Source organism: Rahnella sp. EDr1-12, from assembly GCF_049206505.1.
Classification (GTDB): domain Bacteria; phylum Pseudomonadota; class Gammaproteobacteria; order Enterobacterales; family Enterobacteriaceae; genus Rahnella; species Rahnella rivi.
The window spans coordinates 14922-26951 of the sequence record NZ_JBLZNY010000007.1 but is presented as its reverse complement, the minus strand read 5'-3'; the positions used below and the strand labels follow the sequence as shown (position 1 = coordinate 26951).

Here is a 12030-nt window from a genome sequence, read left to right as displayed (position 1 = left end):
CGTTATTTTTCTGAGCGTTAGTATAGAAACAGTGTTTCAAAACCCTACACGATCAGAAAAGGAAACATCATGCCTTATACGGCCTCCCCCTCCCGCTATGAAACCATGCAATTTCGACGCTGCGGTCAGAGCGGTTTAAAACTCCCCGCCCTTTCGCTCGGCCTGTGGCATAGCTTCGGCCACGTCAGCCCGCTGGAATCACAACGCGCCTTGCTGCAAAAAGCCTTCGATTTGGGCATTACTCATTTCGATTTAGCCAATAACTATGGCCCGCCTCCGGGTTCCGCCGAAGAGAATTTTGGCCGTTTGCTCAAACAGGATTTCGCCCCTTATCGCGATGAGCTGATCATCTCGACCAAAGCCGGATACGACATGTGGCCGGGGCCTTACGGTGCGGGCGGTTCGCGCAAATATCTGCTGGCGAGCCTCGACCAGAGCCTGCAACGCATGGGGCTGGATTACGTTGATATCTTCTATTCGCACCGTGTGGATGAAGAAACACCGATGGAAGAAACCGCCGCCGCGCTGGCGTATGCGGTGCAAAGTGGCAAAGCGCTGTATGTCGGGATTTCGTCTTATTCACCGGAACGCACGCAGAAAATGGCGGAGCTGTTACGTGAGCTGAAAGTACCGCTGCTTATTCATCAGCCGTCTTACAATTTGCTCAACCGCTGGGTCGATAAGAGCGGTTTGCTGGATACGCTGGAGCAAAACGGCGCGGGCTGTATCGCGTTTACGCCGCTGGCGCAGGGCCTGCTGACCGGTAAATATCTCAACGGGATCCCGGACGGGTCGCGGATGCAGGTGGAAGGGAATAAGGTGCGCGGGCTGAATGCCAATATGCTCAGCGAAGCCAATCTGAAAAGTCTGCAACTGCTCAATGAGATGGCGCAACAGCGCGGCCAGACCATGGCGCAGATGGCGCTGAGCTGGTTACTGAAAGACGAACGTGTGACGTCAGTGCTGATCGGGGCCAGCCGCCCTGAGCAACTGGATGAAAACGTGAAAGCGCTGGAAAATCTGCGTTTCACAGCTGAAGAATTAACGGCGATAGATAAGCATGTGGCAGACGGGCAACTGAATCTGTGGCAGGCATCTTCCGATAAATAAGATGGCAAAAAAAAGTGCCCTTAATTAAACCCCCGATACAGGGTCATTTAATTAGGGGCACTTAGCTTTCATTTAAAACATTATTAACAACGGGTGCTGCTGATTATTTCACGCTTTCAGCGGGTTCTTTAGCAGGCTGAGCGGTTGCCGGTGCAGCTTCTTTATGAGAAATAGTCGGTACTTCACCAAATTTGATTTTCACATCTTTCAGTTTTGCCACCAGATCCGCCGTCACATCCAGATCTTTTGAATAACTCATTGCACTTTGAACAGGCATGATTGCATCAATTTTATGCGCTTCACGGTATTGCTCCGTGACCGTTTTCACTTCTGCGACTACAGCATTACGCGCAGCCATTTGTTGAGCCTGCCATTGTGCATTCAGTACGTTAGCATCAGCCTGACGGGCCTGAGGAACTTTATCCTGTGGCAGCGTTTTATAATTCTCCTCCACTAGTTTGGCGCCGTCCTGCAGGCTCTGGTGCACCTGTTCCAGATGCGTTTTTTCCTGAGCTGCCAGGCCTGAGTCGATCATGATTTGCTCAATATTTGCGAATTTCATATTTTTGTCTCCGGTAGATTTATAATCACATCCTGCAAGCATGGAGCCTGCAATAACAATAACAGCGAGCATTCCTGCAATACTTCGGGTTGAAACTGACTTCATAAAATATCCTAAACAAGTGAGATAGTGACGAACCGCTAAATAATTCTCTGCTAAAAATAGTCGTATTTCAATTTAGAAATACTTATTTCATCATTTACGAAATATAAATCGAAACCATAAATACCCCGCAGTTTTAACTTTTATGGTTATTTATAAAGCGTTATGCGGTGAGTTCTAAACGGCGAGCCGTTTCGTAATGGTCTACCCAATACTGATTATCCAGTGAAGAAATAGTGACGCCTTCAATTTTGGAAGCATGAATAAATTGATCTTCACCGATGTATACGCCAACGTGGCGATCCCCCGGCGTGGTTTTGAAAAACACTAAATCGCCGGGTTTAAGATTATTTTTACTGACTGCCCGGCCATTCCTGATTTGTTCAAACGTGGTACGCGGCAATTTTTTGTGCAGTGAATCATTAAAGATATGCTGCATCAGCGCGGAGCAATCCACCCCCTGGTGTGTGGTGCCGCCCCAGTGATACTGAGTGCCTTTCCAGTTTGAATATTCAGATAACAACGCCGATTTAATGTTTTTTGACCGGCCTGTATTTCCGTCATAAACGGCGGATTCTTTTATATTGAAAAGTTCATTGTCGGCAAACTGATGGTTACCGATCGCCCTGAATTCACCTGGCAAATCAAATGCAAAAGAATTCATGCTGACTAATAAAGGAGAAGAAATTAATAATGCAGAGATAAATGTTTTAAAACGAAACATGTCGGAGGTCTTTTCTGAAAAATATTATTCTTCCTTACCTGTAAACCAGCAAACGGGGCGGGTGACTCGTCGTTGAGTGCGCAAATAATAAACGACAGGTGAAAAATAACCAGCCGAAAAACAGTCCATAATAGGACTCACCGAAATTATCCTATGAAACAACGCCCTCCCGCAGGAGGGCGTGGAGAAAGGCTCAGGAGAAAAACTTCGCCAGCACGAAAAGCCCGACGGAAACGTTGATCGCCCCGCCGATGCGCGTGGCAATTTGCGCGAACGGCATCAGCGTCATGCGGTTACCGGACGTGAGGATCGCCACATCGCCGGTGCCACCCTGCCCGCTCTGGCAGCAGGAGACGATCGCCACATCGATCGGGTGCATACCGATTTTCTTGCCGACGTAAAAGCCGGTCGCCACCAGCGCCACCACCGTGGTGACGATCACCAGCAGGTTTTGCACGGTAAAAGCGTCGATCAGCTCCTGCCACGGGGTGATCGCCACGCCGACCGCGAACAGCACCGGGTAAGTCACGGCGGTGCGGAAGAATTTATAAACCGCCATCGATCCGTGCTGAATGGTCGGAGAAATCCCGTTCGCCAGCTTCACCACCACTGCCGCAAATAACATGCCGACCGGCGCGGGCAGGCCGATCCACTTCTGCCCAAGCATGCCCACCATGTACAACAAGATCGCCAGCAGCGCACCGCAGGCCAGCGCATTCACGCCCGGATTGCCCTCAAACTCGTCGGTGCCGCTGCCCATCTGGCCTTTTTTAGAGGGCATCAGCTGGCCTTCACCGGTCAGATGCGGATACCGTTTGCCGATCTGATTAAGTACGCCAGCCAGCACGATCGCCGTCAGGCTGCCCAGCATGACGATCGGCAGAATACGGCCCAGCGCCACGCCTTGCTCCATATGCAATAGAGTGGCGTAACCCATCGACAGCGGGATCGCCCCTTCGCCCACCCCACCGGCCATGATCGGCAGGATCAGGAAGAAGAAAGTTTGCACCGGCGGTAACCCTAACGCCGTACCCACGGCCATCCCGGCAAGCATCCCGACGATTTCACCGCACAGCATCGGCACAAATATGCGCATAAACCCCTGGATCAGCACCTGACGGTTCATGCTCATGATGCTGCCGACGATAATGCAGCAAATGTAGAGATAGAGAATGTTGGTGGATTTGTAGAATTTCACCGTGGAATCCACCACGACGTCCGGCAGCAGGCCGTAATGCACCATCGCTGAAGGTATAAAGGTGGCGCAGATCGCCGCCGCGCCCAGTTTTCCCACCACCGGCAGGCGTTTGCCAAACTCGCCGCAGGCAAATCCGAAGAAGGCCAGCGTGGCCACCATCACGACGATATCGCTCGGCAGCTTGCCATTGAGGCAATCGAGCAGGATAAGCACACCCGCCAGCAGGAAGAAAGGCAGCGGAATAATCCCTATCTTGTAGTTATCCAAAATATGCCACCATTTTTGTCTGGCGGAGGCTGTGGATTTTTTGGTGTCTTCTTTAACAACAATGTAGGAATCGTCGGTTGTGCTCATGACATCGCCCTTTTCTTATCGTGACTTTTTTATTGAGAGTGCCAGCATAAAAAACAGGGCGTCAGGGCGGATGTGAGTTTGTTCAAATTAAATCCGCAGGGATTAAGGTTGTTATGGTTTTTATGGTGTTAATGCGACGGCCTTTATAAGGATTATCAGATTAGTAGTAAAAACCCATATTAACCCTGTAATTACTGCGTGAAATAAAGACGAATTTAATTGCCCGTTCACAACTCTGCCGTTGCCCGATGACGATGGCATTTGTGCCGTGATAGGGTTATTCGATATGTGGCTTTTGATTTTCCCCGTGGCAGGTGACTTTCTCCGTGGCAGGTTGTATGAAACGCAGATTACCTTTTCAGGTAAAACTCTTCTTATCTCTGGTGTTATTTTCGTGCCTGCTGTTAGCGCTGCTGGGCGCGATTTTATTTCACGTGATCGACCGGCAACTGCATCACGATCTTGGCCAGCGGGCGCGGGTTCAGGCCAGTGAAATCGCGCTGATGCCGGGGCTGGCGCAGAAAGTCGCCGATCGCGACGTCGCGGGCATTGCCCGGTTAATTCAGCCGCTGCGTGATCAAAGCGATGCCAGTTATATCGTCATTGGCGACGTGCGCGAGCGACATCTTTATCATTCCGAATCGCCGGAGCGAATAGATCTGCCGATGATTGGCGGGGATAACGCAGAAGTGCTGGCCGGCAAAACCATTATTTCGGTGCGTCAGGGCGGAATTGGCGTGTCATTACGCAGCAAGGCGCCGATCCTGAATGCCAGTAAACAGGTGATCGGCATTGTTTCCGTCGGTTATCTGACGTCTTACATCGACAATATCAATGGCCGCCGTCTGGCGCAGGCCGGTTTATACGGCATGCTGCTTTTACTGCTGCTGTTTATTTTTTCGTGGGTGTTTACCCGCAATGTAAAAAAACAGATGTTCTGGCTGGAGCCCAAAGATATTGCGCTGCTGGTGCGCCAGCAGAAAGCGTTACTGGAAGCCATGTATGAAGGTGTATTTGCGATTGACGGCCAGAAGCAGCTGATTTTAATTAACCGCGCGGCAAGAGAACTGCTGGATATTCGCCAGCCCGAAAACCAGCTGCTCGGCAAACCGCTGGATGAGGTGCTTGAAACGCCGCCGACATTCTTTACTCAAAGCGGTGTCGCGGAAGATAACCCCGCCAGCAGCAGCCGCCACGATCAAATTACCGTGCTTAATCAGCGACAGGTGATTGTTAACCGCGTTCCGATTGAGCTGGAGCCCGGCAAAGAGAGCGGATGGGTATTCAGCTTTCGCGATAAAAATGACATTAATACGCTGAGCAGCCAGCTGAGCCAGGTGAAACGCTATGCGGATAACCTGCGCATCATGCGTCATGAACAGCTTAACTGGACCGCGACGCTGGCCGGTTTACTGCAAATGCAGCGCTACGACGACGCGATGCGCTACATTCAGGCACAGTCCGAAGGCGCGCAGGCCGTGCTGGATTTTGTGTCGGCGCGCTTTACGTCGCCTGCACTGTGCGGCCTGCTGCTGGGGAAATACGTCAGCGCGCGGGAAAAAGGCGTCGAACTGGCGTTCGATCCGGCCTGTCAGTTACTGCGCATTCCGGCGGCCATCAGTGAAACCGAGCTGATGTCGGTTATCGGTAATCTGCTGGACAACGCCGTGGACGCCACCCTCAACGCCGGGACAGCGGCTGTGCCGGTGGAGCTGTACATCTCCGACAGAAACCACGAACTGCTGATTGAGGTGGCCGATCGCGGCGGCGGCGTGGACGACGCCCTCAAGCCGCATTTGTTCGAACAGGGCGTCACCACCAAGCCGCTGAGCGGTGATGAGATGACCGGTGCAGAACATGGCATCGGTCTGTATCTGGTGGCGAGTTACGTCCGTCAGGCGGGCGGCAGCATCGAAATCTCAGACAATACGCCGCAGGGTACGATTTTTTCAGTGTTTATCCCGACGACGTCGGATGCTTCAACAGGAAAGAAACATGAATAACAGCAGCGCACTCGATGTCGTGATTGTGGAAGATGAACCGCACCTTGCTGGTCTGCACCGCGATTTTATCGAACAAAATTTCAATCTGCGCGTGGTCGGCCTGGCCTCGACGCTTGAGCAGGCGCGTACGCAGCTGAGATTGCATCAGCCACGGTTGATCCTGCTGGATAACTATTTGCCCGACGGCCAGGGCGTGGATCTGATTGACAGCCCGTTACTGAAAAGCTTCGACTGCTCGGTGATTTTCATTACCGCCGCCAGCGATATGCAAACCTGTAGCCAGGCCATGCGCAGCGGCGCGTTCGATTACATCATCAAACCGGTGTCATTCCATCGCCTGCGCAGCTCGCTTGAACGTTTTATGCAGCTGGTACAAACGCTGCGCCATGTCAAAGTAGTCGATCAGCGTGCGCTGGACCGGTTGTTCAACCTGCCCGCCAGCGACACGCCGCCCGCCCCTTCCGCGAAAGGCATCGAGCCCAATACGCTGGAACTGGTGCAGCGGGTATTTAACGCCAGGCCGGAGGTCAGCTGGTCTGTTGAACAGGTGGTGGAAGAGGTCGGGATCAGCAAAACCACCGGCCGCCGTTATCTGGAATATTGCGTGGAAATGGGCTTTATCGGCGTCGAGATGCAGTATGGAAATATCGGCCACCCGAGGCGGCTGTATCGCAAAATAGCAGACCCGGAAAAATCCGCATCCTGAGGACGAATTTCGGCGGTTTTTCCTGACCAATTTCCCCCGCACCGCCGGCCTCATCGCCGGCGAATTTCCCGCCTCCCCCACTGGTTCAGACGATAATTTCACAACGCATGTCGCTTTCAGACAACCGGTAAATTCACGCCTTTCACATAAATCTGAAATCTCTATTTACACCTGTCAACACGCACCGGTTGAGCGGCATTAATTTGATATAAATCACGCAATTATTTCACCCTAAAACCCCACAAAAACAAAAGATATTAATACCAGTAAAATCAATGTATTAAATATATTAAAAGCAAAAATGCACTGCCGTTAAATTAGCGGTTAACCCCCCGTCATCGCACGGGGTAATGTGTCATTAATTGTCAATGCGGATTTATCGTAATTAAACACTGCAAATACAGATAAATAGGTAACCAGGAACACAATCATGAATATTCCTCGGAAACATTGAGACTTGTCTCAGAATGTCGATGTGTTAGGGTATAACGCGTTCACTATTTCGTTACAGGTAAGATCCTATACGGTCCAACAGAAAAACTAGACATCGAGCCGATACGGCTATTTATATCCAAGGAATGCACATTGCATGGCAATTAAAATCGAAGTAAAGAATCTTTATAAGGTATTTGGCGAAAACCCGGATCGCGCTTTCAAGATGATCGACGCAGGCAAGGGTAAAGAAGAAATTTTTGAGAAAACCGGTCTGTCACTTGGCGTTAAAGATGCCAGTCTGGCCATTGAAGAAGGCGAGATTTTCGTCATCATGGGGTTATCCGGTTCCGGTAAGTCCACCATGGTACGCCTTCTCAATCGTCTGATAGAGCCCACCCGCGGCGAAGTGCTGATCGACGGCGAAGACATCGCTAAAATCTCAGAAGCAAAACTGCGCCAGGTGCGCCGAAGCAAAATCAGTATGGTGTTTCAGTCCTTTGCGCTGATGCCACACCTGACCGTGTTGAATAACACCGCGTTCGGGATGGAGCTCGCCGGTCTGCCGGTGGAAGAGCGTAATGCCAAAGCGCTGGATGCGCTGCGTCAGGTCGGGCTGGAAAACTATGCTAATTCTTACCCTGATGAACTGTCCGGCGGTATGCGTCAGCGTGTGGGCTTAGCCCGCGCCATGGCCAATAACCCCGACATTCTGCTGATGGATGAGGCCTTCTCGGCGCTTGACCCGTTAATCCGTACCGAAATGCAGGATGAGCTGGTGAAGCTTCAGGCTCAGCATCAGCGCACCATCGTGTTTATTTCTCATGACTTAGATGAAGCCATGCGCATCGGCGATCGCATCGCCATTATGCAGGGCGGCGAAGTGGTACAGGTCGGCACACCGGAAGACATTCTGAATAACCCGGCCAACGACTATGTCCGTACCTTCTTCCGTGGCGTGGATATCAGCCAGGTATTCAGTGCCAAAGACATTGCGCGCCGTCGTGGCGCACTCATTCGTAAAACCCCCGGTTTTGGTCCCCGTGCCGCGCTTAAGCTGCTGGAAGATGAAGACCGCGAATATGGTTATGTGCTTGAACGTGGACAGAAATTCATCGGCGTTGTGTCGATCGAATCCCTGAAAACCGCGCTGAAAGCTAATCAGCCGCTGGAAAGCGCCCTGCTGGAATCTCCGGCACCGGTGCAGGCAGACATGCCGCTCAGCGAACTGATTTCTCTGGTCGCCGCTGCGCCTTGCGCCGTGCCGGTGGTCAATGAGGACAATAACTATATCGGTATTATTTCCAAAGCCATGCTGCTTCAGGCGCTGGACAAAGAAGGGGGTAACGAATGAGCACTTCACATATCACGAACTCAGTCACTCAGCACGCTCAGGCCGCACAGGCTCAGGCGCTGGATCCGTCCATCGATCCGTGGAGTGCCGATAACGCCAGCGGCGGTGTGGCGCCACAAGCCGACGCCGCCACCTCTACTGCGCCAGCCGATGCGGGCAGCAGCGATCCCTGGGGCGGCGGCAGCGATGCCGCTACCAGCGCGCCGGATACCACGCACCACGCCGCAGCACAGGCCAATGACTGGCTGAGCGTCGCACCCGAACAGCATCAGCATTTTTCTATTCTCGATCCGTTCCACAGTACGCTGATCCCGCTCGACCATTGGGTGACGGAAGGGATCGACTGGCTGGTCACGAATTTCCGTCCGGTATTCCAGGGGATCCGCGTACCGGTCGATTTCGTCCTGAGCGGCTTCCAGCACGGTCTGGAAACGCTGCCAGCACCGATTGCGATCTTAGTGTTTGCGCTGATCGCCTGGCAGATGGCGGGGTTAGGCATGGGTGCCGCCACGCTGGTGTCTCTGGTCCTGATCGGCGCGATCGGTGCCTGGTCACAGGCAATGGTGACGCTGGCGTTGGTTCTGACGTCGCTGTTCTTCTGTATTCTGATAGGCCTTCCGCTCGGAATATGGCTGGCGCGCAGTCAGCGGGCGGCGAAAATTATCAGGCCGCTGCTTGATGCCATGCAAACCACACCGGCGTTCGTGTATCTGGTGCCGATCGTGATGCTGTTTGGTATCGGTAACGTGCCGGGCGTGGTCGTGACGATCATCTTTGCCCTGCCGCCGGTGGTGCGTCTGACCATTCTGGGTATCAATCAGGTGCCGGAAGATCTGATCGAAGCCGCCAAGTCGTTTGGTTCCAGCCCGCGTCAGTTGCTGTTCAAAGTACAGCTGCCGCTGGCCATGCCGACCATCATGGCCGGTATTAACCAGACGCTGATGCTGGCGCTGTCGATGGTGGTTATCGCCTCGATGATCGCCGTGGGCGGTCTGGGTCAGATGGTCTTGCGCGGTATTGGCCGTCTGGACATGGGTCTGGCCTCAGTCGGGGGTGCGGGTATCGTTATCCTCGCCATCATCCTCGACCGTCTGACACAGTCCATGGGTCGCGACAGCCGCAGTAAAGGCGGTCACCGCTGGTTCACCCGCGGTCCTGTCGGCCTGGTGATGAAGCCATTCGCCAAAAAAGCCTGATTCAGGCACTGCACTTCTCCCGGCGGTTCGCCGCCGGGAACTCTCAAAGCGAAAAAACGCAGTCCACTCTTACGTATTCACCAGCAAGAATAAGGGTTCACCATGCGCACAACTCAGAATAAAACACCGATCAAAACACTCATCCTCGCATTAGCAGTAGCAACACCTGCCGCTTTCGCTGCCGATTTACCGGGTAAAGGCGTGGTCGTCAAACCGTTGCAAAGCACCATCGCGGAAGAAACATTCCAGACCGAACTGGTCAACCGCGCGCTGGAAAAACTCGGTTATGACGTTCAGCAAACCGGCGAAGTGGATTACAACGTCGCGTACACCGCGATTGCCAGCGGCGATTCCACCTACATGGCCGTGAACTGGGAGCCGCTGCAAAAAGACATGTACACCGCAGCCGGTGGCGACCAGAAGTTCTACCGTCAGGGCACTTACATCAAGGGCGCGGCTCAGGGTTATCTGATCGACAAGAAAACAGCTGACAAATACAACATTCATGATTTATCGCAGCTGAAAGATCCGAAACTCGCCAAACTGTTTGACGCCGACGGTGACGGAAAAGCCGATATGGCCGGTTGTAATCCGGGCTGGGTGTGCGGCGCGGTAGTGAATACGCAAATCAAAGCCTATGGCCTGAGCGATACCGTGACGCAAAACGAGGGCAACTATTCGGCCATTATCGCCGACACGCTGACCCGTTATAAATCCGGCAAGCCGGTGCTGTATTTCACCTGGACACCGTACTGGGTGAGCAACGAACTGAAACCCGGCAAAGACGTGGTCTGGCTGACCGTGCCGTTCTCTGCCACACCGGGCTCACAGAAAGACATGGATACCACGCTGCCTAACGGCAAAAACTACGGTTTCCCGGTCAATAACGAGCACATTGTCGCGAACAAAGCCTGGGCTGAGAAAAACCCGGCAGCAGCAAAACTGTTCGCCATCATGCAACTGCCACTGAGCGACGTGAATGCACAGAACCTGCGGATGCATGAAGGGGAATCCTCTTCAGCCGACATTCAGCAACACGTTGACGGCTGGATCAAAGCGCATCAGGCCACTTTCGACGGCTGGATCAAAGAAGCCGCCGCTGCCGCAAAATAATGAATAACAACAATTCGAGGAATTTATGAAGAAGACAGGAATCTGGGCGGTTGCCGCTCTTACCACGCTCGCCACTGCCACCACTTTCGCCGCCGATCTGCCGGGTAAAGGCATCAGCGTCACGCCGGTTCAGAGCACCATCAGCGAAGAGTCTTTTCAGACAGAGCTGGTCAGCAAAGCGCTGGAAAAACTGGGCTATGACGTTCAGCCAACCCGTGAGGTCGATTACAACGTCGGCTACACCACGCTGGCTGCCGGTGATGCAACGTTCACCGCCGTCAACTGGTCACCTTTGCATGATGAAATGTACAAAGCCGCCGGTGGCGATAAAGTCTTTTACCGCGAAGGGACATACGTAACCGGCGCGGCACAGGGCTGGCTTATCGATAAGAAAACCGCCGAGAAATATCACATCACCAATATCGAACAGCTGAAAGATCCGAAACTGGCCAAACTGTTTGATACCAACGGTGACGGCAAAGCCGATCTGACCGGTTGTACGCCGGGCTGGGGTTGTGAAGCTGCGCTCAATGAGCAGCTGAAAGCCTATGGTCTGGAAAATACCGTGACGCACAATCAGGGTAACTATTCCGCCATGATTGCCGACACCATCACGCGTTACAAAGAAGGTAAACCTATCTTCTATTACACCTGGACGCCGTACTGGGTGAGCAACGTGCTGATCCCAGGTAAAGACGTCTTGTGGATGCAGGTACCGTTCTCCGTGGTGCCGGGCGATAAAAACGCCGATACCAAACTGCCAAACGGTAAAAACTATGGTTTCCCGGTGAGCACCATGCACATCGTGGCGAACAAAGCCTGGGCTGAGAAAAACCCGGCTGCGGCAAAACTGTTTGCCATCATGAAACTGCCACTGAAAGACATCAATGCGCAGAATGCCGCGATGCACGCCGGTAAAAATTCCGATGCTGACATCTCCGCGCAGACGGATGGCTGGATCAAAGCCCACCAGGAACAGTTCGACGGCTGGGTAAAAGAAGCGGCTGCCGCCGCGAAATAAGCCAGTAACGAACGCAGGAACAGCAACGGGCGGGGAGAAATCTCCGCCCGTTTTTATGTACGATAAAACCTCTATTACAAAACCAGATAGTTGCCATTAAAACTATTCATTGGTTTAATATTTTTATCATAACGATAATCGTCGCTCGCATTTCC

10 protein-coding genes are annotated in these 12030 nt (G+C 52.8%); 7 read left to right on the top strand and 3 right to left on the bottom strand.

Annotation, left to right across the window (positions count from 1 at the left end):
- Positions 1 to 69 precede the first annotated feature (69 nt).
- A complete protein-coding gene (mgrA, locus tag ACO0U8_RS20895; RefSeq protein ID WP_056781985.1) occupies positions 70 to 1110 on the top strand; it encodes an L-glyceraldehyde 3-phosphate reductase in 1041 nt (346 codons plus the stop codon).
- 103 nt (positions 1111 to 1213) lie between these two features.
- On the opposite strand, the gene ACO0U8_RS20890 is transcribed toward mgrA, so the two are convergent.
- From ACO0U8_RS20890 to ACO0U8_RS20880, 3 genes are all read right to left on the bottom strand, one after another.
- The gene (locus ACO0U8_RS20890; RefSeq protein ID WP_421671560.1) at positions 1214 to 1777 is read right to left on the bottom strand and encodes a hypothetical protein; all 564 of its coding nucleotides are present in this window, start codon (positions 1775 to 1777) and stop codon (positions 1214 to 1216) included.
- 160 nt (positions 1778 to 1937) lie between these two features.
- On the bottom strand, positions 1938 to 2498 hold the full coding sequence (locus ACO0U8_RS20885) for an NlpC/P60 family protein (RefSeq protein ID WP_056781989.1): 561 nt from the start codon (positions 2496 to 2498) through the stop codon (positions 1938 to 1940).
- A gap of 193 nt (positions 2499 to 2691) precedes the next feature.
- Positions 2692 to 4050: a 2-hydroxycarboxylate transporter family protein gene (locus ACO0U8_RS20880; protein ID WP_122097060.1), complete on the bottom strand. Its 1359-nt coding sequence runs from the start codon at positions 4048 to 4050 to the stop codon at positions 2692 to 2694.
- Positions 4051 to 4388: 338 nt separating this feature from the next.
- Here ACO0U8_RS20880 and ACO0U8_RS20875 point away from each other — a divergent pair, with 338 nt between their 5' ends.
- The 6 genes from ACO0U8_RS20875 to proX (ACO0U8_RS20850) all read left to right on the top strand — a co-directional run bounded on the left by ACO0U8_RS20875 (position 4389) and on the right by proX (ACO0U8_RS20850) (position 11875).
- Entirely contained in the window at positions 4389 to 6053 is a 1665-nt protein-coding gene (locus tag ACO0U8_RS20875; protein ID WP_136377427.1) for an ATP-binding protein, read from the top strand.
- The gene (locus tag ACO0U8_RS20870; protein WP_056781995.1) at positions 6046 to 6759 is read left to right on the top strand and encodes a response regulator; all 714 of its coding nucleotides are present in this window, start codon (positions 6046 to 6048) and stop codon (positions 6757 to 6759) included. Before ACO0U8_RS20875 ends, ACO0U8_RS20870 begins: the two co-directional genes overlap by 8 nt.
- 589 nt (positions 6760 to 7348) lie before the next feature.
- Complete coding sequence (proV, locus tag ACO0U8_RS20865) at positions 7349 to 8545, top strand: glycine betaine/L-proline ABC transporter ATP-binding protein ProV (RefSeq protein WP_056781996.1); 1197 nt, start codon at positions 7349 to 7351, stop codon at positions 8543 to 8545.
- Positions 8542 to 9741 (top strand): glycine betaine/L-proline ABC transporter permease ProW, encoded by a 1200-nt coding sequence (gene proW / locus ACO0U8_RS20860; RefSeq protein ID WP_421671559.1) that lies wholly within the window; start codon positions 8542 to 8544, stop codon positions 9739 to 9741. Before proV ends, proW begins: the two co-directional genes overlap by 4 nt.
- A gap of 102 nt (positions 9742 to 9843) precedes the next feature.
- Complete coding sequence (proX, locus tag ACO0U8_RS20855; protein WP_056782000.1) at positions 9844 to 10854, top strand: glycine betaine/L-proline ABC transporter substrate-binding protein ProX; 1011 nt, start codon at positions 9844 to 9846, stop codon at positions 10852 to 10854.
- Positions 10855 to 10879: 25 nt separating this feature from the next.
- A complete protein-coding gene (proX, locus tag ACO0U8_RS20850) occupies positions 10880 to 11875 on the top strand; it encodes a glycine betaine/L-proline ABC transporter substrate-binding protein ProX (RefSeq protein WP_056782002.1) in 996 nt (331 codons plus the stop codon).
- The last annotated feature ends 155 nt before the right edge of the window (positions 11876 to 12030 follow it).

What these genes read in the sequence shown, in the direction of transcription:
- proW (WP_421671559.1), top strand. Translation starts at nt 8,542, where the DNA reads ATGAGCACTTCACATATCACGAACTCAGTCACTCAGCACGCTCAGGCC.
- mgrA (WP_056781985.1), top strand. Translation starts at nt 70, where the DNA reads ATGCCTTATACGGCCTCCCCCTCCCGCTATGAAACCATGCAATTTCGA.
- proX (WP_056782002.1), top strand. Translation starts at nt 10,880, where the DNA reads ATGAAGAAGACAGGAATCTGGGCGGTTGCCGCTCTTACCACGCTCGCC.
- ACO0U8_RS20885 (WP_056781989.1), bottom strand. Translation starts at nt 2,498, where the DNA reads ATGTTTCGTTTTAAAACATTTATCTCTGCATTATTAATTTCTTCTCCT.
- proX (WP_056782000.1), top strand. Translation starts at nt 9,844, where the DNA reads ATGCGCACAACTCAGAATAAAACACCGATCAAAACACTCATCCTCGCA.
- proV (WP_056781996.1), top strand. Translation starts at nt 7,349, where the DNA reads ATGGCAATTAAAATCGAAGTAAAGAATCTTTATAAGGTATTTGGCGAA.
- ACO0U8_RS20880 (WP_122097060.1), bottom strand. Translation starts at nt 4,050, where the DNA reads ATGAGCACAACCGACGATTCCTACATTGTTGTTAAAGAAGACACCAAA.
- ACO0U8_RS20875 (WP_136377427.1), top strand. Translation starts at nt 4,389, where the DNA reads ATGAAACGCAGATTACCTTTTCAGGTAAAACTCTTCTTATCTCTGGTG.
- ACO0U8_RS20890 (WP_421671560.1), bottom strand. Translation starts at nt 1,777, where the DNA reads ATGAAGTCAGTTTCAACCCGAAGTATTGCAGGAATGCTCGCTGTTATT.
- ACO0U8_RS20870 (WP_056781995.1), top strand. Translation starts at nt 6,046, where the DNA reads ATGAATAACAGCAGCGCACTCGATGTCGTGATTGTGGAAGATGAACCG.